This is a genomic window from Vibrio sp. J2-4 (assembly GCF_021728155.1).
Taxonomy (GTDB): Bacteria; Pseudomonadota; Gammaproteobacteria; order Enterobacterales; family Vibrionaceae; genus Vibrio; species Vibrio diabolicus.
In genome coordinates this window covers 244,379-266,093 of record NZ_JAKKCN010000006.1, presented here as the reverse complement: position 1 = coordinate 266,093, position 21,715 = coordinate 244,379, and the positions used below count along the sequence as shown (strand labels likewise).

Sequence of the window (21,715 nt, the reverse complement as noted above, 5' to 3'; positions counted from 1 at the left end):
CCGAATCGAAACAGTACCATCACCAGGCAAACGTTTGCCCAACAATAATACTTGCTCCAACTCAGATTGTTTTTCAACACTACCTGCGAGTCACTTTAGGGATTATCCATGCAGTCAGATATTGAAATTTGCCGAAACACACCACTTTCTTCTATTGATGTTATTGCGGAAAAAGTAGGGTTACTACCCGAAGAATATGACACTCACGGGAAGCGCAAAGCCAAAGTCCATCCAAAATGTTTGGAGCGGCTCAAAGAGAATGATAACGGTAAGCTTGTGCTTGTTACTGCGATCACTCCTACCCCACTTGGCGAAGGAAAAACCGTTACAACTGTCGGACTGGCACAAGGTTTAGCTAAGCTTAGACAATCCGTTATCGCATGTATTAGACAACCTTCTATGGGGCCTGTATTCGGTATTAAAGGCGGTGCTGCTGGCGGTGGTTATTCCCAAGTTGCTCCAATGGAAGAACTGAACTTACACCTTACTGGTGATATCCATGCGGTGACGGCAGCGCATAATCTAGCTTCAGCCGCTCTTGATGCTCGCTTGTATCATGAACAGCGTGAAGGCTATGATGCCTTTGAAGCACGTACTGGATTAAAGGCACTTAAAATCGATACGGCAAGCATTACTTGGAAACGAGTAATGGACCATAATGATCGTGCACTACGTAACGTCAAAATTGGGTTAAATGAGCCAGGAAAAATCATCAATGGATACGAACGCGACGAAGGGTTCGATATTTCTGCCGCGTCTGAGTTAATGGCTATCATTGCACTGGCTAAAGATTTGAAAGATTTACGTCAGCGTATTGGGAAAATTGTCGTAGCGTACGATTTGAACGGAAACCCGGTAACCACTGAGGATCTGCAAGTTGCAGGAGCAATGGCAGTGACATTAAAAGAGGCCATTGCACCGACACTGATGCAAACTCTGGAAGGTGTTCCTACGTTGATTCACGCAGGCCCGTTTGCAAACATCGCCCATGGAAATTCATCTATTATTGCCGACGATATCGCGCTAAAACTATCAAGTTACACTGTAACAGAGGCGGGGTTTGGTTCGGACATGGGATTTGAGAAAGCGTGTAACATTAAAGCTGCCGCCGCCAGCAAGGCGCCAGATTGTGTAGTGATAGTAGCGACATTACGCGGCCTCAAAGCAAATTCTGGACACTACGATTTACGACCAGGTATGGCCATTCCAGATTCCATTTTTAATCCAGACCAAGCAGCATTGGAAGCGGGATTTGAAAACTTAAAATGGCACATTAATAACGTCCATAAATATGGCATTCCAGCTGTTGTCGCTATTAACCAGTTTCCGCAAGATTGTGAGAGAGAGCTTAAAATACTTAAAGAGCTGGTTCAGAAATTTAATCCGGAAGTTAAAGTCGCTATCAGCACCGCTTTTGCGCAAGGCGGGCAAGGCGCAACTCAGTTAGCTCAACATGTTATTGACGCTTGTGCCCAGCCTACAGAGTTTCGTCCTTTATACAGTAAAGAACAATCGTTACACGAAAAACTTATGGCTGTGTGTGAAGCTGGCTATGGTGCCGCCAATATAGAAATGAGTTCTCTTGCTACTGAACAGCTCAACCATTTTGAAAATCTAGGTTTTAACAACTTAGCGGTTTGCATAGCGAAAACCCCACTATCAATAACAACAGATTCCGCTGTCAAAGGCGCGCCGACAGGTTTTACCGTCCCTATCCGCGAGTTACGTCTGTGTGCTGGCGCTGGGTTTGTGTATGCGTTATCAGGCACGGTGATGACAATGCCAGGTTTGCCTGATAAACCTGCATTTATGAATTTAGACCTTGATGATGAAGGAAATATCGTCGGTCTCTCTTAGTGTAACGTCAACGTATAGTTGACTATAAAGGAAGCACGTTTAAAGAGTGAGTGGTTTACTTCTATATCCACTCACTTTGAACAGACGAAGAGGCGTGCTTGATTATCTTTATCTTACTGTTTTATCCTCACTTTACATTGTAAATCCATACTTATTTTCTCCCCTTCCCTATAATCTTGCGCCAATTTGATGCACGGCCTACTTAGCACTTCACTAATGTGGTGCAATTACCTTGCGATGAACTTTTAACCTCTTTGATTTTTAAAGAGATATTCTATGGCTCGAATCTTGTACTAAAGTTTGCAGTAGTAAACACATCAGCACATGCACTTTCAAAACCTCTGCGCTGTACACCACTTCCTCCTGGTTAGCACCGTTTTGATGCATGCAAAAAAGGGAAAGGGAATAATATGGAAGACGCACTCGCCGTAATTTTAGCTGGAGGGATGGGGTCTAGACTCAGCCCACTCACCGATGATAGAACCAAGCCAGCAGTACCTTTTGGCGGAAAGTATAGAATTATAGATTTCACACTAACCAACTGTTTACACTCAGGTTTACGTAAAATCCTTGTTTTGACCCAATACAAATCTCATTCACTTCAAAAACACTTGCGAGATGGTTGGTCAATATTCAATCCCGAGCTTGGCGAGTACATTACTGCGGTTCCACCTCAAATGCGCAAAGGTGGTGCATGGTATGAAGGAACCGCTGATGCGATTTATCACAACATGTGGTTACTATCGCGCAATGACGCGAAGTATGTGGTTGTGTTGTCAGGAGATCATATCTACAGAATGGACTACGCCGCAATGCTTGAAGAGCATAAAGAGAAAGGTGCTAAGCTCACCGTTGCCTGTATGGATGTTCCCGTAGAGGATGCTTCAGCATTCGGGGTAATGGGCACCGCAGAAAACGGGCTAGTTACTTCATTTATAGAAAAACCAGAATGCCCACCTACCCTTCCAGGAAGCAAAACCAGAAGCCTCGTTTCCATGGGGATCTATATCTTTGATATGGATGTTTTAAAAGAAGCACTCGAAGACGACTCAAAACTCGATTCATCAAGTCATGACTTCGGAAAAGACATCATACCTAAGCTGATTGATACGGAATCCGTTTATGCTTATCAATTTTGTGGCAGTAAAGGGCGCGTTGATAAGGATTGCTACTGGCGCGACGTGGGTACCATTGATTCCTTCTATGAAGCGAATATGGATCTGCTAGAGCCAGTACCACCAATGAACCTATATCAATCCAATTGGGCGATTCGTACTTACGAGCCGCAGTTTCCACCAGCTCGTACCGTATCGTCAGCCACGGGCAATGAAGGTATTTTCATTAACTCCATCATTGCTACCGGTGTCATCAATTCTGGAGGCTCAGTACAGCATTCCATCATTTCCTCTAACGTACGTATTCAAGACAGTGCAACGGTTGTCGATTCCATCATTTTTGATGACGTAGAGGTCGGTGAAGGAAGTCAGTTGGTCAACTGTATTGTGGATAAACATGTTCGTATTCCGCCACATACTCAAATTGGCATCAACAAACTAGAAGATGCGAAGCGATTTAAAATCTCAGACAAAGGTATTGTCGTCATACCCGAAAGCTATCAATTCGATTAAACGACAAACTATCGCAACAAAAAAAGCGCACGATCATCATCGTGCGCTTTTGTTTAAGAGCCTATTAACGTTAGGCTATAACAGTTAATCAGAAACGATTAGATGTTACATACCGTTGACCAGCTACCATCTGTGCCCGGCTCAGCCGCTGTCCACCAGTTCGCTTGGTAAACCACACCGTTGTGGATGATCTTATCACCTTGGTTAGCGTGGCTTGGGTTACCAGCCCAATCCGTTTGTGGTAAAGCTGGGTATGTCACTAAACCTGTCGTATCACACGTACCTGGTTCAGTAGTACCACCATCACCCGAGCCTGCATTTAGGTCGCCAATTGGTAGTTCTGGCTGTTCAAACTTGAACGCAAACTCTTTACCACCAGAAATCACTGAGTAGTTAGCCGGACCAGAGATTGGTAGGTAGTAAACCATATCAAGCTCGTAAGTACCGCCCGCTGGTAAATCTTTCCAAGCAGGTAGAGAGAACGATACGCGGTGCATTACGCCATCTAAGCCACCGATGTTGTTTGCACGAGTATGTCCAGAAGCAATGACTTTCAAACCGCCACCAGATTGATCTTTCGCATTATCAGGGGCTGATACTGGGATATCAAACTGGAATTCAGTACCACCAGGGATCGCTTGACCAGTGTTGTTTGTAAACGTGATCTTCGGATTAATTGGGTAGTTTTGGTCGCCAACCTTAAAGCCGCCAACGCTGACTGTAATGTCTACCGCTTCTGTTGGTGTTGGACCCGTCGCAACTTTATTACCGTAAGGTGTTGCAGACTTAAACTTGTCGTAGATAGCTTTGGTCATAGTGTTACCCATGTGGTACTCACCATTACCAGCTGCACAAGCTTGTTCAGTTGCATCTACTGCCGTACGATTACCATTTGCATCCAGTACGTAACAGTTGTAGTCGCCTGCCAGTTCCCAGAACATAATACCGCCGATTTCTTTATCGATAACGTAATCAGCTTTCACTTCGATAGAAGCTTTATCTTCCGTAGATAGGAACACGCTCTTCTCTGCGTTCCACAACCAAGGCGCTACAGCAACGCTATCGTAATGACGTGTATATGTACCAACAAACTTATCCGAAGGATCGTTAACTGGATCAAGACCGTACGCGGCTGCGTAAGAGCCCCAGATACCATTTTCTAGGTTCTTCGCATGCCACATTGGGTTAGAGCCAGCGCCCATTTCGTTGCCTTTAGGGTCGGTATCGTGCCACATGTTGTCGATACCAATAGCACCGTGACCACAGTTGTTCTTCTCACCCTCACCGGTACCTGGTTGACACTCAGCTTGGTTTGGCAGTGCTGCTCGGCCCCACAGACCATTTTCACCACCAGTAACACCTTGCCAACCACGGGTGTAGTAAGGAACACCGATGTTGATACGACCTGCTGGCATAGAACCACGGAAATAGTGGTAAGCCCAGTCTGTGTTCAAGTAACCGATACCACCGTATGCAGCAGTGCCGTATACGTTCCACTGGGCTAGCTCCGAGTCTTTACCTGTATCGAATAATGCTGCGTTGTGACCAACGTGATCATTCCAAGCCCCATGCAAGTCGTAAGACATGATGTTTACGTAGTCTAGGTACTTAGTTACATCGAAGGTTTCCATACCACGCAGTAGGTAACCTGAAGATGGTGCTGCGATAGTCAGCATATAATGAATGCCATCTTGCGCGGATGCCGCGTCAAGTTTCTCACGCAATACTTTCATCAGCTCTTGGTAAGACGCCCATAGATACTGACGACGTGGTTCCATGAAGTCTTTGTCGTAAGGGTTACCAGCACCAGCCATTGATGTTGGGTATTCATAGTCAATATCCAGACCGTCGAACTTGTACTGACGCATCATTTCAACGGCTGAAGTTGCGAACTTCTCGATGCCAGCATGGTTAATAGAACCGTCTGCATTCGTCGTCATGGTGTAGAAACCACCGTCAGCCACACGATCGCCATTCGTATCGAAGTGACCGCCCGTTTCAGCCCAACCACCGATAGAGATTAGCGTTTTAACATCATGTTTTTGCTTGTAAGTCGCTAGCGCACCAAAGTGACCTTTAAAGCCAAGAGCAGGATCTACCTCAACGCCAGGCCAAGTTTTACCCGTAGCAGGGTTGTTAGGGTCATTAACGTCACCAACGTTTACTTTACCATCAGAACCAATGCTCACAAACGCGTAGTTAATGTGAGTAAGTTGCTCCCAAGGAATATCTTTAACAAGGTAAGTAGATTGAGGGTCCTCACCTGCGCGCCAGCTAGTAAAGTAACCAATCACACGACGTGGGTGATCGGCGCCCATTTTCTCGCGACCTTCTTCGTCATAAATAGAACAGTAAGGAACGTCTACACCCGTTGTTTGATACAAGCCATCAGGGCGGCAGTTAGATGTCACCGCGCCACCGTTTACCGTTAACGTCGCAAGTGCAGAATCTGCTGTTGCTCCAGCATCATCGGTTGCTCTCGCATAAACACTTAGCGAACCAGCTTGTGAAAGCGTTACATCAAGCGTGTATGGCGCAGTTGTTGCGGTGCCAGCAAGGACGCCCGCCACATAGAAATCAACTTTAGCAACGGTGCCATCCGCATCAGCGGCATTCGCAGTCAGTGTGACGGAGCCACCCAAGTCAATAGAAGTCGCAGAAAGCGCAACATCCACTGTCGGCGCTTCGTTACCAGGTTGTGCTGGTGCCACAGTTAACGTCACAGCACTTGCTGTGCTCACTGCACCTGCATCATCATACGCCTTAGTAGAGAATTCGTGCTGGCCTTCAGTCGCTGTCCATGACGCAGCATAAGGCGCAGACGTTGCCTGACCAACTAATACGCCATCAACAAAGAATTCTACTTTGCTAACGGTTCCATCGGTATCTGATGCATCTGCAGCTAGGTTAACAACATCCCCCGCAGTCACAGAAGCCGACGCAGAAGGCGATGTCAGAGTAACAGTCGGGACTTCATTCTGAGGTGGATCAACCGGTCCAGTGCCATCACATGCGCCAAGTGTTTCCCATTCGCCCCACTCACCAGATTGCGCTGGGTTACTGTTTTGCGTCCAGTAACGTGCTTTGTAAGCATTACCTTCATGTTGAACTTGGTCACCACCGTTATAAACTTTTGATGATTGCCAAGTTTCTAGAGGGGCACAGTCAACCGCTGCGTAGCTATTGAAGGCCATAAGACAAGAAGCGGTGAGAGTGCTTAGTGTGAACACGCTTTTCACTGCGTTGCCGTTTTTAAGGTGCATAATCGCTCTTCCTTAAGTTATTGTTAAAACAATACTAAATGCGCTAAACAAAGCGCACTTATACTTTTATTTCGACGTAAAATAACTTAAGTACAAGTTGGTGATTTCACACTATCTATTTACGAGTTTTCCACACCGCCTCGCAACAATCCACTAAATGCTTGCAACAACGTACCTATTATTTGGCACCAGTAACTAATTTTATAAATCAAATAAATATGTCACTCGCAAATTAATAAAAAAGGCAAAAAAAGTCGTTATTTTGAAATAAAGATCACTAAGCCTTTGTTGACCTTGGCGTTTCATTAAAATGTCGCTTGTACTCGCGACTAAACTGTGATGGGCTCGTGTACCCGACCAGTCTCGCGGCATCATTAACACGTCGCCCCTCCAACTGGATTAACTCGCGCGCTTTATTAAGTCGAACTTTCTTAATGTATTGCAACGGAGATTCAAGCGTGACATTGCGAAAAGCTTGATGGAAAGCAGACACACTCATATTGGCTTCTTCTGCCAATGTTTGTACGCTCAACTGTTCATGGTACGCTTGATGAACACGATTCAGTGCTTTAGCGACCCTCGCGTAAGAGCCTTCTTGGTGTGCTAAGTCAAATAAAACATACCCTTCTTTGCTTACCAAAGTGCGATAAACAATTTCCTCAAGAAGTAGATCACCGAGCATGACAACATCCAGCTCATTACACAACGCGCTCATTAGTCGCTTGCATGCATCCAGCATACCTTCGCTCATGTGTACCGATTTAAGGCCGCAACGGGTAGTGTCCAGGCACTTATTACTGAATTTCTCAGCCTCAAGTTTTTTAACGAGCTTATGAAGAAGCGTTGGCGAAATATCTATCGAGATGCCAAGTAAAGGCTCATTGTTTGTCGCAAACGCTTCGCACTCCAGGGGCATGGGAACTCCTACGACAAGGTAATCATCGGGCCCATATTGGACAGGTGTATCACCGATATGAATGTTCTTATGTCCTTGCCCTAAAACAATAATTCCAGACTGATAGACAAACGGCTGGCGATGATTTCCTTTGCTACTGCGATAAAACCATACGCCATCTATTGCGGTTTTCTTCATACCTTCTAAGTCATGCAGTCCCTGCTTTTCAACATATTGCTGCATGATATCTGCGAGAGTGTGCATTCGAGCGCTCCATCAATGACCAACGAGTTTGGTCTCTATTATCATTTCGTGCACTATACTTCCTCTCGACTTTAACTTTCTAGCTCAAGAGCATCAATTTTGTAGAAATAGGCAGATTATTTGCAGAAATCGACCTATTAACGAACGTTAATCAGGACTAATATGCACGTATTCAATCTCCTTTACTGGAAGCAAGAGGGCTAATAATGAACTTTTCTTATGTAAACCCAACCAAGATTTTCTTTGGTCAAAAACAAATCGCTGCAATCAAAGAAGCTATCCCATCTGACCAAAAAGTTTTAGTGGTATACGGCGGTGGCTCAATTAAAAAGAATGGCGTGTACGACCAAGTCTCAGAAGCACTAGAGGGACATGAATGGCTAGAGTTTTCTGGTGTTGAACCCAACCCAACCAAAGAGACGCTCGATAAAGCGGTCGCAATGGTAAAAGAACATGGTGTTGACTTTATTCTTGCTGTAGGTGGTGGTTCAGTCATTGATGGCTCTAAATACGTAGCAGCAGCATCTAAGTATGATGGTGATGGCTGGGATATCATGATTGGTAAACACCAAGTCACTGAAGCGACGCCTCTAGCTGCAATTTTGACACTGCCAGCAACAGGCTCAGAGTCAAACATGGGCGCAGTTATCACTAAAAAAGAAACTCAAGACAAACTTCCGTTCATGTCTCCAGCAGTACAGCCTAAATTTGCGGTGTTAGACCCGGATGTAATGAAAACATTGCCAGAACGCCAGTTGATCAACGGCATTGTTGACGCATGGGTGCACGTATGTGAGCAATACTTGACGCTTCCTACTGGCGCAATGGTTCAAGATGGCTATGCAGAAACACTGCTGAAAACCTTAAAAACACTCGGAGAACAGTTTGCCGAGCGAGACGACGATATGTGGCGCGCAAACTTAATGTGGTCTGCTAACCAAGCATTGAACGGGTTAATTGGTAGTGGCGTTCCACAAGACTGGGCGACACATATGATCGGCCATGAATTAACGGCTCTATGGGGCGTCGATCATGCACGTTCTCTTGCAATCGTCCAACCATCGCTACTTCGCAACCAAATGCAATTTAAACGTCCTAAGCTAGAGCAAATGGGTCGCAACGTATTTGGACTTGAAGCTGGAGACGACCTTGCTGAACGTACCATCGAAGCGATCGAAGCGTTTTATCATCAACTTGATGTCGCAACTAAGCTAGAAAACTATGGTGAAAGTCGTGAACAAGCGATCGATGCCATCATCGAACAACTCAACAAACACGGAATGACCGTTCTCGGTGAAAACCAAGCGATTACTCTTGAACGTAGTCGTGAAATTTTAGAACTCGCTGTTGCCTAACAGCAAAAACAGTTCACTGCCCTTTCTAGGGTTTAACGGTATTGTGACTTAACGGTCACAATACCGTTTTTTTATGCTATTTTGTAAGCTTCATCACGTTCAAATTCGGGAACTCCTCAAAATAACGATTAATCCCTACAAACTCATTGATCGTGTAGGTCAGTAAAGAGACAACTGTCTAGCTTTACACAAACAAAAATAAAATTGAATTCAAAGGTCTAACTTACTCATTTAATGGACCTTTTATTTGTTGTAGTTATCCACTACATTAGCTTGTCTGTTCGAGAATCCATTTTATGTGGCTAGTTGTTGTCGTATTAGCATTCATACATATCATCAGTATCCGTAAAGGTCCTAAGTGGGCCTTCTACGTATCCAAACCATTACCAGTGCTCTGTATGTTAGGGATTTTAATCCAGTCTCCTGCCTATCATATGCCATACACGCATTGGATTTTGGTTGGCTTATCGCTCTCGTTGCTTGGTGATCTACTATTAATGCTCCCTAGAGATAAGTTTATTACCGGATTAGTGCTCTTCTGCTCTGCCCATCTTTCCTATAGCTACGGTTTTACCATCATGTCCGCTTGGCATTTTACTCCTTGGCTCCCTATTGCTTTATTTGGACTCGGTGTGTGTTTCTATTGGTTGTTTCGACCGGACCTTGGTCAAGAAAAGCTCCCGGTTGCCAGCTACATATTGGTATTGATGACCATGTGTTGGGCTGCTATCGAGTATTATTTGAGTGGAAAAACACAATCGTCCTCATTTGCAGTGCTCGGAAGCTTTATCTTCATCGTTTCTGGTACCGTCTTAGCTTTTGAACGCTTCGGGGGACGATCCGTATTTTCCCGACAAGTCGTCATGGTGACCTACTATTCCGCACAAACATTGATGGTAATGTCCGTTGTTGCCATCGTTGTTCGTTATCCGTATCTCAGTTGAACTGACTTATTAGTAATAGCTTTTGTGCCTAATTCTTAAAACATTACTTTATCAAGCACTAAAGTGAGCAGGTTCTTAATCTTAGAACCTGAATATAAGCTTGTTCTTAATGAAATAATGCGCACAACTTGCTATTGTAGAAGGATATTTTTCCTTTATAGCGTGCCCCTTTGAAAGAGAACACTCCTGTTGTTGAATTTAGCAACGTAAACAAGTGGTATGGCGATTACCACGCTCTAAAAGATATCAACTTCTCCGTGCATTCTGGCGAGATCGTCGTGGTGTGTGGCCCCTCTGGTTCAGGAAAATCAACGCTCATTCGTTGCATCAACCATCTTGAATCGATTCAAGAAGGCCAGCTTCATGTGTTCGACCAGCCTTCTCACGCAAAATCTCTCAAGCCCGGTAAAATCGGCATGGTGTTCCAGCACTTCCACCTTTTTCCTCATTTGACTGTACTGGAAAACCTCACCTTAGCGCCGATTCGCACACTCAAATTGTCAAAACAAGAAGCTGAAAAACGCGCACGGCATTACCTCAAGCGCGTCAATATTGAAGAACAAGCGAGCAAATACCCCATCCAGCTTTCCGGCGGTCAGCAGCAGCGCGTCGCGATTGCCCGTTCCTTATGTATGGAACCGGACTTACTCCTTTTTGACGAACCGACTTCGGCGCTTGACCCGGAAATGATCAACGAAGTGTTGGATGTCATGGTTGAGCTGGCTCAAAGCGGAATGACGATGATTTGTGTCACGCACGAAATGGGATTTGCCAAAAAAGTAGCGAACCGCGTGGTATTTATGGATGAAGGCCAAATCGTGGAAATGAACTCACCGTTCGCCTTATTTGAGACGCCACAGCATCCACGAACCCAAGCATTTTTGAACCAAATTTTAAGTTACTGATGATAGTTCGCGTAATCAACCCCGTCCTTCAAGCTTTACTGCAAATGATGCTCCTCTTCATCGCGATTGTGTGGGTGTTGGACTCTGGTGCCGATGCTATGGGCTATCAATGGCAATGGGAACGCGTACCTGATTACATCGCTTTTTATGAAGATGGCGAATGGTGGCCGGCAGAACTTATCGATGGGCTGTTGGTCACGCTTAACATCTCGGCCATTAGTCTATTCTTCACCTTAGTGTTGGGGTTGGTCACCGCGGCACTAAGGCTTAGCGATTCGAAAGTCGGCAATGTTATTGGCACCACTTATGTCGAGGTCATACGTAACACGCCGTTGTTGGTGCAAATCTATTTGCTCTACTTCGTGTTTGGCCCCGTGATTGGTTTGGACCGATTCAGCACCGCCGTTTTGGCTTTGTCCCTTTTCCAAGGTGCTTACACTGCAGAAATATTCCGCGCAGGTTTAAACAGTATTCCTAAAGGGCAATTCGAAGCAGCACAAACACTCGGGTTATCACCGTTTTACACTTACAAAGACGTGATTTTGCCTCAGGTTTTACAGCGCACATTACCGCCATTGACCAATGAAGTGGTTTCTTTGATCAAAAACTCTTCCATTGTAAGCGTGATGGCGATTTTTGATTTAACAACACAGGCACGCAACATCGTCTCTGAGACGGCGATGCCGTTTGAAATTTGGTTTACCGTGGCAGCAATTTATCTTGCTCTCACTCTATCACTTTCTGGCTTGTCTGCATGGCTAGAACACAAACTCGGAGCCAGTTGGCGCAAATTATAAGGAGATAACATGAAGTTATTCAAAGCGACCATTACTGCATTATTAGGGCTAGCCATCGCTATGCCTACAATCGCGAAAGAAGATGTTGCCGCACCCAATGTAGATCAAATCAAAGAACGAGGCACTTTGCGCGTTGGTATGTCAACATTTGTCCCTTGGGCAATGCGCAACAAGCAAGGTGAGTTAATCGGTTTTGAAATCGATGTGGCCAAACGCTTAGCAGAAGATTCAGGTTTGAAAGTGGAATTTGTACCGACCGCGTGGGATGGCATTATTCCCGCACTACTGGCGAAAAAGTTCGACGTGATCATCGGTGGCATGTCGGTCACGCCCGAGCGTTCCAAAAGCGTGTTGTTTACTGAACCCTATTCACACTCCGGTGTTCAAGTAGCAGCAAATAAAGAACTGGCTTCTGGTTTTAGCGAATTCTCGGATTTTGACTCACGACGCGTAAAAATAGCGGCTCGTCGCGGCGCATTCACCGTTCAAGTCGCCAGAGAAACCTTCCCGAAAGCGAAGATTCTGCAATTTGATGACGACGCGCAAGCCTTCCAAGAGGTGCTGAATGGTAACGCCCACGCGGTCATTGCTTCTAGCCCAAAACCAGAACATGAGACAGTGAAACACAGCGACAAACTATTCCTTCCATTCTCTGAGCGATTATCAAAAGGTAACGAAGCCTTTGCAGTTCGCTTGGGGGAAGAAGATAAAAAAGCCTTTTTCAATAAATGGATTGAAGCAAGAACCCAAGATGGATGGTTAAAACAACGTTATGAATACTGGTTCTCGACATTAGATTGGCAAGATCAAGTCGCGCAAGGCCAGTAATCTAAATGGCTCGTGGTCTTCGCGAGCCTACACTTTCCAATCATCCATTTTACTTTTTCATCATCTATCGGAGTCAAATTTTTGGGCGAACAAACCACCACTCGCACAGTACCCACTAATTCCAACACAGGTTCCTTTCTATCGCGGTTAAACACGCTAGATTGGGTACTGCTTATTATCTGTGGTATTGGTGGCGTTTGGCTGTACCATCGCTCCACTGTTGGTGTACATTATTTGTGGCAGTGGAAAGAGGCGTTTGAACTACTTTTTACGCCAAGAGCCGATGGTGGCTTGCCCTACTTCTTCCAAGGTTTGATTTCGACGTTAAGGCTCAGTATTTGGGGCATCAGCTTCGCGTTAGTGCTTGGCACGTTACTAGGCTTAGCACGCTTCTCTCGCTCCGTTTGGTTGCGCACACCTGCAAACACATTTATCCAGTTGGTAAGAAACATCCCACCGTTGGTTTTTGTTTTTATTTTCTACTTTTTCATTTCTAACCAGTTGATCCCGTTACTCGGTTTGGAAGGTATTCTACGAAACTATAACGGCGAACCAAATACGCTACAGAGCTTTCTTTTTGGGCCTTATAACCTTTGGGAAAATCTTGCCTCTGGCGTGTTATGCGTCGGCCTACTCTCTTCTGCCTACGTTGCAGAAGTGGTGCGTGCAGGTTTACAAAGTATCGACCAAGGACAGTGGGAAGCGGCAGATTCATTGGGCTTGTCTCGGTGGGTGAAATACCGATTCGTTATCGCACCGCAAGTGCTCAAAGTCATCACCCCAGCACTTGCAGGTCAAACCATCTCTCTAGTGAAAGACACCTCTATCGTTTCACTGATCTCGATACAAGAAATGACGTTTGTTGGTACCGAAATGGCAAATTCATCAGGGTATACCTTTGAAATTTGGCTCATTGCCGGCCTTGCTTACTTTTTGATTTGTTTCGGGTTGTCACTTATTTTTCGCTACATTGAAGCAAAATCGGAATCCATTTCAAATTAACTCAACCGTATATGTAATTAGACACATTTGAATCTTCAAATCAGAATTGCATCCTGTTACATTGAAAAGATGCTAAATTTTCGGCGTTTTTCATGGAGTTAAAGAATCAATCGGACTACGAGCGATACATTAAGCAAGATAATCTTGGTGAATATTACGTAGTTCTCAATCAATTCACTTTTCACAGTGTTTATCAGCCGATTTTTGATAAGCACCGGCGTATTATTGGAATGGAAGCTCTACTGCGAATTCGTGGCATTGATGGTTTGTTAATTCGTCCTGATGTATTTCTGGCCAACAATGGCCTCGATCCCTACTTTCGATTGTGTGTTGAGTTTTTATCCAGAGCAATGCACATTCGAAATTTTGCACGCTGTTTCGCAGGAACGCCTATCAAACTGTTTCTCAATGTCATGCCTCAAACCCTACTCACCCTAACCAAAGACATGGGCTTTAAAGACAACGGCCTGCTTTACAAGCGCCTTTCCGACCTTGGTATGAGCCCATCAGACGTGGTGTTTGAAGTAGTCGAAGAGTCATGCGGTGATACTGATTTACTGATCAAAGCCGTGCAATTAATGAGAGCGAATGGCTTTATCTTTGCTATCGATGATTTTGGCGCTCAACATTCTGATATCGCACGTGTTCAGCAGCTCTGCCCTGACATCATAAAAATCGATCGCTCCTATCTACTTGATTACTGCGCCGGAGAAACCTTTTCCATACATAGCGCCGTTGAGCTCGCGGCTCATATGGGAGCAAAAGTGATCATAGAAGGGGTAGAAGAAGACGTGCAGCTGCAAGCGATGTATCAACTTGATTTGGATTATTACCAAGGCTTTTACTTAGGTAAGCCTTGCGCCATTCATCACTGGACCGATAGCCTAAACATTGAGACGACAATGCATTGACACTGCCCCCTTACGATACAGTAAAACCAAAAAAGCGCCGATATATACTCGGCGCTTTTTGGTTTTGCTTGGCGATGACCTGCCTAGCTAGGTATTAATTTGCTTAGAAAAAGTCAATAGAGTTACGTCCGCTCTTCGGATCACGAGTCGCTTGCGGCTTTTCAGCTTTCTTACCTTTCTTCGCCGATTGCGACAGCGCGTTTTGTTGTGCTTTCCGCTCTTTATGCGCTGCTTTTCGGCCTGTTGACTTAGGTCCAGAGCCTTTAGCTGACTTGCTTTGGCGAGATTTCTCTTTACGTGCAGATTGCGCTTCTTTCTTCGCTTTCTTTTCCGCTTTTTGCTCTGCCGTTTCAGGTTCAGTTACTGGCGCATCGCAAACCACAACATAATATTCCTGGTTAAACTCAAAAAAGTCACCATCATACATCTTGCGGCGCTTACGTGTTTCTAGCTCACCATTCACCGCGACGTAACCTTCTTCGATGATATGCTTTGCTTCGCCGCCACCGCTGACCAAGTTCGCGATTTTAAAAAGCTTGTACAGTTCGATCGGATGCGCATCAACGTCGATGCCAATCGCTTCGATCTCAATCTCTTCGCCTTCTAAATACTCTTCGTGGTCGTAATCTTGGGTCATGTTACTTACTCTTACTATTTGATGCCCTGAAGTTTAAACGCAATGCTTAAAAATAGAAACCTCTGCCGATGCTCAATCACTGATTAGCCTTGGCATTTGAGCACCTCTTAACCCATTTAACTTGCTGCTCGTTAGCTTGTATGTCGAGGCTTGGCTCAAACGAAGCTGCAATTACGCAGTCTGAAGGTATATACTCTTCAAGTTATTGTTGAAAAGAGCGAATACTTTGTCTCAACCAAGCAGAATTACCTTTGTCACGGCTAACTTGTTTAATTTTGTCGCACCTCCTGATGCCTACTATGATTTCGAAAACATCTACTCGTTAGAGCAATGGCAAGACAAACTTGCTTGGACGCAACGTCAAGTTGAAAAACTGGAAGCTGACGTGATTGGCTTACAAGAGGTGTTCAGTATTGAGCAAACTCGCGCATTCTTTTCAACCATCGGCTACCCCTACTTTGCGACCGTTGACACCCCACATGTAGAGGATGAGTACATTTACTCAAGCCCTGTTGTGGCAATCGCATCTCGGTTTCCAATCGAAAAAGTACAAGCTGTAGAATTTGACTTAGCAACGCTTGAGCCTTTTGGAGTAAGTGTTGCTCCAGAGTTCAGTCGAAAACCTATCTATGCCCAAGTCATACATCCTGTACTCGGTCATATCGCCGTTTACGTGACGCACCTAAAATCTCAACGCCCAGCCGACTCAGAACAACCAGAAACGTCTAGCACGATTATTGGGCGCTGGTTATCCACCCAGCAAAGAGGTTGGGAAGCAGCGATGTTAAGAGACGCGATGCAAAAAAGGTATAGAAAGGAGCCAATGCCAACGGTGTTAATGGGTGATATGAATCAACCTATCACTCTAACCAGTGTTAATAGCGCATTGGTATCCAATGCTGGTGACAGCGTCACTGAATTGCAACTCAAAGATGGATGGTCATTACAAAGTGACACTCTGAAGGATGAACGCCCCGCTACGCATTATCATTTTTCCACTGGGAATGTGCTCGACTATATCTTGCTCTCTCAAGAGTTTGACACCTTATCAGATATATCGGTTGCCGAGGTTGTTGATTATCAGGTGTCTAACCAACATCTGATCAACCCGATTTATGACAGAGATAAAAACGCCAGCGACCACGCATTTGTGGCGCTGACGGCTGAAGTAAAGCTTTGAGTAACCTGTTTAGTGACGTTTAACAATTTTACGTGGAATCAACTCAACACCCGGTTTATAACGTTTGGCGGAAGCGTTGAGCGCTAACTCCATTGCGCTGTCCGCGATCAACTCAAATTGTTGAGGTAAAGAGTTGATTTTCACTGGCAAGAAGTCCAGCAGTCGATTATCACCAAACGTCGCTAGGCGAACTTTGCTCATGAGTTCTGGCTTTTCGAGCATCACATCCAACACACCTTCTAACAGTGTGTATGACGTTGTGACAATGGCATCTGGCAGCTCGTTCTCTGCTAGCCATCTCTCTAAGACTTTCTTACCTTCTTCTCGGGAGAAGTGCTGCCCATAACCCACTGTTGCCGTTTTGCCACCTTGTTGAGATGCGGATCGAAAACCGAGCTCACGCTCTTTTGAAACTTGAAGATCTTGCAATGCGCCGATTAAGCCAATGGACTTTATATCCTCGGACAGTACTGACTGAGTGAGTTCAAGTGCGGCGTCAAAATCTTCGCTGATGACACAACAAAAGTGCTCATCATCCATTGGGCGGTCTAGCGCGATAACTGGCGTACCAGAATTTTGCAACTTAAGATAATACTCGTTTGCAGTGGGCATACCACTTGCCACAAACAACGCATCAATGCGACGACTGACTAACGCTTCCGCCACCTTTTGCTCTGTATCAGGATCATCATCAGAGCAGCCAATTAAAATTTGGTACCCTGCTTTACGCGAGTTTTGTTCAATCAGTTTTGCAAGACGCGCATAACTGGTGTTTTCTAAGTCTGGGATGATAAGCCCAAATGAGCGTGAATTACCTGCTCGCAAAGAAGACGCCGCATGATCTGGCTTATAATTGTATTCTTCTACAACGGCCATCACTTTCTTCTGAGTCTTCTCGCTGATGCGGTATTTCTGCGCTTTTCCGTTAATCACATAGCTTGCAGTTGTCTTAGAAACGCCTGCTAATTTGGCTATTTCATCCAGTGTCATATTCTAAACCTTATTCTGTGCGCGCGATCATATTAATACATCAGCGATCTTTCGATAAGTTGAATTATAAGCTGAACCGATTCAGTATAAAAGCTGAAAGGATTCAGCAAAACTTAAAAATTGACGTAAATCACCTGAATACACAACAAACCAATTTGTAGGCTAGGCTATAGGACAGCGCCAAAGACTCATTTGTTAACGTCAGTTTTTAAAATAGTTTTTCTGAGTCTTTTAAAAAATTCACCAATAAGCTGAATCGATTTAGCTTGAAAAATAGAATGGTTTGAGGAGTGATAAGCGCTCAGCAGAAGCAGCGTTCAACTTCTCACACAGAATACATTTTTAAATTGATACCTTAAGGCTGGAGAAGCACCATGCTTAAGCTAAATAAGAACGACATTACCCTCTCGCAATCAGCGACAGATAAGTTTGCAGCAATCAAGAATATTGCGCAAAGCCTGACAGACAAAGGCCTTGTTGAACAAGGTTATGTGGAAGGCATGGTAAACCGTGAAAACCAAAACTCTACGTTTTTGGGGAACGGTATTGCCATCCCGCACGGCACGACTGACACTCGCTCAATGGTGAAAACAACGGGTGTTGCTGTGCACCACTTTCCACAAGGTGTCGACTGGGGTGATGGTAACACGGTATTCGTCGCTATCGGCATTGCAGCTAAATCTGATGAGCACCTTGGCATTCTTAAACAGCTAACGAAAGTGCTAGGCGCTGACGGCGTAGAAGAACGCCTACGTAATGCAAAAAATGAAGACGAGATTATTGCCCTGCTCCACGGTGATGTTCAGCTTGAAGCAGACTTTGACGCTTCTTTAATTCAACTTATGTTCCCTGCGAGCGATATGCTACAAATGAGTGCTGTTGCTGGTGGTCTTTTGAAAAACACGGGCTGTGCTGATAACGAGTTCGTCGCAGATCTCGTTACCAAAACACCAACTCACTTAGGTAATGGCCTTTGGTTAATTGGCAGTGACAAACATGTAACTCGCACAGGCGTGTCATTTGTCTCGACGGCAAACGACTGCGAATATGAAGGTCAAAAAGTGCGTGCACTTGTCGCGTTTGCGGCATGTAACAATGCTCACCAGCCTATCCTAAAAACGCTTTCTCATATTGTGTTTAACAATGAGCACGGCAAGCTTTTAGATGCATCAGTAGAACAGATTCTTGCTTTGTTTAAAGGTGAAGAAGTCACAGCCGCATCTTCAGAAGAAGGCAATACCGCTGTATTTAAAATCAAAAACTCTCATGGTTTACATGCTCGTCCGGGTGCAATGTTAGTGGCGGAAGCGAAAAAATTTGAATCCACCATTCGCGTTGCCAACCTAGACGGTGATGGCAAAACAGTAAACGCGAAGAGCCTAATGAAAGTCATTGCGCTTGGCGTTAAGCACGGTCATCAACTTCAATTTACTGCGGAAGGCCCTGATGCACCGCAAGCCTTGGAGTCTATCGGGAATGCTATCGCTTCTGGCCTTGGTGAAGGTTAAGGAGCCGATATGACGAACAAAACAAGTAAAGTTGTCACTATTACGCTCAACCCGGCATTAGATTTAACAGGTTCAGTAAATGAGCTAAACGTTGGTTCCGTGAGCCTAGTGCAGCAAAGCAATCTCCATGCTGCAGGTAAAGGTGTCAACGTAGCAAAAGTGTTGAGCGATTTAGGCGCAGATGTCACGGTTACCGGCTTTCTTGGTAAAGATAACCCTGAGCTATTCCATCAGCTTTTCAATGACATCGGCGTTAAGAATGAGTTTGTAGAAGTACAAGGTGCCACTCGTATCAACGTCAAGCTCGTTGAGGCTAGTGGCAACGTTAGTGACATTAACTTCCCTGGTGTTCAAGTAACGGCTGACGAAATTGCTCGCTTTGAGGAGACGCTATTCCGTCTCGCAGAGACTCATGATTACTTTGTGCTTGCGGGTAGCTTACCTGGAGGCGTAACCGCCGAACAATGTGCTGCGTGGATAAAAGCACTGCATCAACAAGGCAAAAAGGTGTTGTTCGACAGCAGTAAAGCTGCATTGAAATCAGGTATTGAGGCTCACCCATGGTTGATTAAGCCTAACGATGAAGAACTTGGTGATTTTGTTGGCGAACACCTAGAAACACCAGAACAATGCCAAGCCGCCGCGCAAACACTGAGTGACAAAGGCATCGAGAACATTGTTGTGTCGATGGGTGCTGACGGTGTGATGTGGCTAAACCAAGGCGAATGGCTTCGTGCACAACCCCCTCGAATGAATGTGGTAAGCACCGTTGGCGCAGGCGATACGCTAGTTGCTGGCTTGTGTTGGGGTCACATGCAACTGATGCCGAAAAACGATTTATTGCGCTTCGCTACAGCACTTTCTGCCTTGGCAGTTAGTCAAATCGGCGTAGGGCTAACCAGTCAGGAAGAACTGGAGAACATCAAGCAGCAAACTGAAGTTAGCGAGCTTTACCCTATTACAAACTTAGAACAAAACTAAGGAACAGAAGGTTATCGTATGAATATTGCCATTATTACTGCCTGTCCGAGCGGTGTTGCAAATAGCATCCTTGCGGCAGGGTTACTAGAACAAGCAGCCGCAAAATTAACCTGGAATGCAAAAATCGAATGTCAATCAAGTGTGGTTGAACCTACATTGCTGACGGAAGCTGACGTTGAGCAAGCAGAAGTCATTATCATTGCGGCAAATACTTGCGTGGATACTTCTCGTTTCGTAGGGAAAAAGGTTTACCAAGCGGAAATCCGCGAAGTAGCAAAAGACGCAACTGCGTTTCTCCAGCAAGCGGTTGAAAACGCCACTTTACTTGAAAAAGCAACCACACTTGCAGCCCCTATCACTCCTGAAGCAACATCAGCAGCGAAGAAAATTGTCGCAATCACCGCTTGTCCTACTGGCGTTGCGCATACCTTTATGGCAGCAGAAGCGCTAGAAGAAGAAGGCAAACGCCGTGGCCATCAAATCAAGGTGGAAACTCGTGGTTCAGTTGGTGCGAAAAACCAACTGACAGATCAAGACATCGCAGACGCTGATCTAGTGATCATTGCTGCAGATATCGAAGTGCCACTTGATCGCTTCAACGGCAAAAAGATGTACCGCACGAAAACAGGCCCAGCTCTGAAGAAAACAGCCGAAGAGATGGACAAAGCATTCGAGCAAGCCATGATTTACCAACATTCAGGTTCTGCAAATTCTGCTTCGGCAGCAGACGAGAAGAAAGGCGCTTACAAACACTTGATGACAGGGGTATCGCACATGCTGCCTGTGGTTGTCGCTGGTGGTTTGATCATCGCCCTATCGTTCGTGTTTGGCATTGAAGCATTTAAAGAAGAAGGCACGCTAGCTGCAGCATTGATGAACATTGGTGGTGGCTCTGCATTCGCATTGATGATTCCTGTTCTTGCGGGTTACATCGCGTTCTCAATTGCTGACCGTCCGGGCCTGGCTCCTGGTCTTGTTGGCGGTATGCTAGCAAGTTCAACGGGTGCTGGTTTCCTAGGAGGTATCGCAGCTGGCTTCATTGCCGGTTATGCAGCGAAGCTCCTTGCGGACAAAGTAAAACTCCCACAATCGATGGAAGCGCTTAAACCAATTCTGATCATTCCATTTGTGGCAACACTGTTCACCGGCCTTGTGATGATCTACATCGTAGGTGGCCCAGTTTCAGGCATCATGAACGGCCTGACTGACTTCCTAAACAACATGGGATCTGACAGTGCAGTTCTGCTAGGTATTATCCTTGGTGCGATGATGTGTTTCGACCTAGGTGGCCCAGTAAACAAAGCCGCTTACGCATTTGGCGTCGGTCTATTGGCTTCGCAAACTTACGCGCCAATGGCAGCAATCATGGCAGCAGGTATGGTTCCTGCGCTAGGTATGGGTTTAGCGACCTTCATTGCGAAGAACAAATTTGAACAAAATGAACGTGAGGCTGGTAAAGCATCATTTGTATTGGGCCTGTGTTTCATCTCTGAAGGCGCAATTCCATTTGCCGCCAAAGATCCAATGCGTGTGATTCCATCTTGTATGGCAGGTGGCGCGCTTACTGGTGCCCTATCCATGCTGTTCGGTGCAAAATTAATGGCACCACACGGCGGTCTATTCGTACTGTTAATCCCTAACGCCATTTCACCAGTGTTAATGTACTTAGTGGCTATCGCAGCTGGTACAGCAGTAACTGGCTTTACTTACGCTTTCTTAAAAAGCAAAGCAGAAGCCAAACAAGAAGTCGCGGCATAAACAGAATTACTC

The 21,715-nt window shown here is 45.3% G+C and carries 17 protein-coding genes; 13 read left to right on the top strand and 4 right to left on the bottom strand.

Features of this window, described 5'->3' with window-relative positions; genetic code table 11:
• The first annotated feature begins 108 nt into the window (after positions 1-108).
• Complete coding sequence (locus L3V32_RS20495; RefSeq protein WP_237285071.1) at positions 109-1,857, top strand: formate--tetrahydrofolate ligase; 1,749 nt, start codon at positions 109-111, stop codon at positions 1,855-1,857.
• Positions 1,858-2,267: 410 nt separating this feature from the next.
• The gene (gene glgC / locus L3V32_RS20490) at positions 2,268-3,485 is read left to right on the top strand and encodes a glucose-1-phosphate adenylyltransferase (RefSeq protein ID WP_006742254.1); all 1,218 of its coding nucleotides are present in this window, start codon (positions 2,268-2,270) and stop codon (positions 3,483-3,485) included.
• Between the two features lie 98 nt (positions 3,486-3,583).
• On the opposite strand, the gene L3V32_RS20485 is transcribed toward glgC, so the two are convergent.
• The gene (locus L3V32_RS20485; protein ID WP_237285070.1) at positions 3,584-6,748 is read right to left on the bottom strand and encodes a chitinase C-terminal domain-containing protein; all 3,165 of its coding nucleotides are present in this window, start codon (positions 6,746-6,748) and stop codon (positions 3,584-3,586) included.
• Between the two features lie 277 nt (positions 6,749-7,025).
• On the bottom strand, positions 7,026-7,907 hold the full coding sequence (locus tag L3V32_RS20480; protein ID WP_164665609.1) for an AraC family transcriptional regulator: 882 nt from the start codon (positions 7,905-7,907) through the stop codon (positions 7,026-7,028).
• Positions 7,908-8,113: 206 nt separating this feature from the next.
• On the opposite strand from L3V32_RS20480, the gene L3V32_RS20475 reads away from it, so the two are divergent.
• The 7 genes from L3V32_RS20475 to L3V32_RS20445 all read left to right on the top strand — a co-directional run bounded on the left by L3V32_RS20475 (position 8,114) and on the right by L3V32_RS20445 (position 14,649).
• Positions 8,114-9,262: an iron-containing alcohol dehydrogenase gene (locus L3V32_RS20475; protein ID WP_006742257.1), complete on the top strand. Its 1,149-nt coding sequence runs from the start codon at positions 8,114-8,116 to the stop codon at positions 9,260-9,262.
• Between the two features lie 296 nt (positions 9,263-9,558).
• Entirely contained in the window at positions 9,559-10,206 is a 648-nt protein-coding gene (locus tag L3V32_RS20470) for a lysoplasmalogenase (protein WP_203342516.1), read from the top strand.
• A gap of 170 nt (positions 10,207-10,376) precedes the next feature.
• Positions 10,377-11,111 carry an amino acid ABC transporter ATP-binding protein gene (locus L3V32_RS20465; RefSeq protein WP_237285069.1) on the top strand — a complete coding sequence of 245 codons (735 nt, stop codon included), beginning with the start codon at positions 10,377-10,379 and terminating at the stop codon, positions 11,109-11,111.
• A complete protein-coding gene (locus tag L3V32_RS20460) occupies positions 11,111-11,908 on the top strand; it encodes an amino acid ABC transporter permease (RefSeq protein WP_237285068.1) in 798 nt (265 codons plus the stop codon). Before L3V32_RS20465 ends, L3V32_RS20460 begins: the two co-directional genes overlap by 1 nt.
• 9 nt (positions 11,909-11,917) lie before the next feature.
• Entirely contained in the window at positions 11,918-12,736 is an 819-nt protein-coding gene (locus L3V32_RS20455; protein ID WP_237285067.1) for a transporter substrate-binding domain-containing protein, read from the top strand.
• A gap of 81 nt (positions 12,737-12,817) precedes the next feature.
• A complete protein-coding gene (locus L3V32_RS20450; protein WP_237285066.1) occupies positions 12,818-13,738 on the top strand; it encodes an amino acid ABC transporter permease in 921 nt (306 codons plus the stop codon).
• 92 nt (positions 13,739-13,830) lie between these two features.
• The gene (locus tag L3V32_RS20445; RefSeq protein ID WP_237285065.1) at positions 13,831-14,649 is read left to right on the top strand and encodes an EAL domain-containing protein; all 819 of its coding nucleotides are present in this window, start codon (positions 13,831-13,833) and stop codon (positions 14,647-14,649) included.
• A 103-nt stretch (positions 14,650-14,752) separates the two neighbouring features.
• Here the strand turns inward: L3V32_RS20445 and L3V32_RS20440 are convergent, their stop codons facing one another.
• Positions 14,753-15,286: an RNA-binding S4 domain-containing protein gene (locus L3V32_RS20440; RefSeq protein ID WP_053808449.1), complete on the bottom strand. Its 534-nt coding sequence runs from the start codon at positions 15,284-15,286 to the stop codon at positions 14,753-14,755.
• A 226-nt stretch (positions 15,287-15,512) separates the two neighbouring features.
• Between L3V32_RS20440 and L3V32_RS20435 the strand changes: the two genes are divergently transcribed.
• Complete coding sequence (locus L3V32_RS20435; RefSeq protein WP_186437933.1) at positions 15,513-16,466, top strand: endonuclease/exonuclease/phosphatase family protein; 954 nt, start codon at positions 15,513-15,515, stop codon at positions 16,464-16,466.
• A 9-nt stretch (positions 16,467-16,475) separates the two neighbouring features.
• Here the strand turns inward: L3V32_RS20435 and cra are convergent, their stop codons facing one another.
• A complete protein-coding gene (gene cra / locus L3V32_RS20430) occupies positions 16,476-17,456 on the bottom strand; it encodes a catabolite repressor/activator (protein WP_006742265.1) in 981 nt (326 codons plus the stop codon).
• A 374-nt stretch (positions 17,457-17,830) separates the two neighbouring features.
• Between cra and fruB the strand changes: the two genes are divergently transcribed.
• Genes fruB through fruA form a run of 3 tightly spaced genes read left to right on the top strand, consistent with a single transcriptional unit; the run spans position 17,831 to position 21,703 of the window.
• On the top strand, positions 17,831-18,964 hold the full coding sequence (gene fruB, locus L3V32_RS20425) for a fused PTS fructose transporter subunit IIA/HPr protein (RefSeq protein WP_145534992.1): 1,134 nt from the start codon (positions 17,831-17,833) through the stop codon (positions 18,962-18,964).
• Positions 18,965-18,973: 9 nt separating this feature from the next.
• Entirely contained in the window at positions 18,974-19,945 is a 972-nt protein-coding gene (gene pfkB / locus L3V32_RS20420; protein WP_237285064.1) for a 1-phosphofructokinase, read from the top strand.
• A gap of 18 nt (positions 19,946-19,963) precedes the next feature.
• Positions 19,964-21,703, top strand: coding sequence for a PTS fructose transporter subunit IIBC (gene fruA / locus L3V32_RS20415; protein ID WP_237285063.1), 1,740 nt, complete (start codon positions 19,964-19,966; stop codon positions 21,701-21,703).
• Positions 21,704-21,715 lie beyond the last annotated feature (12 nt).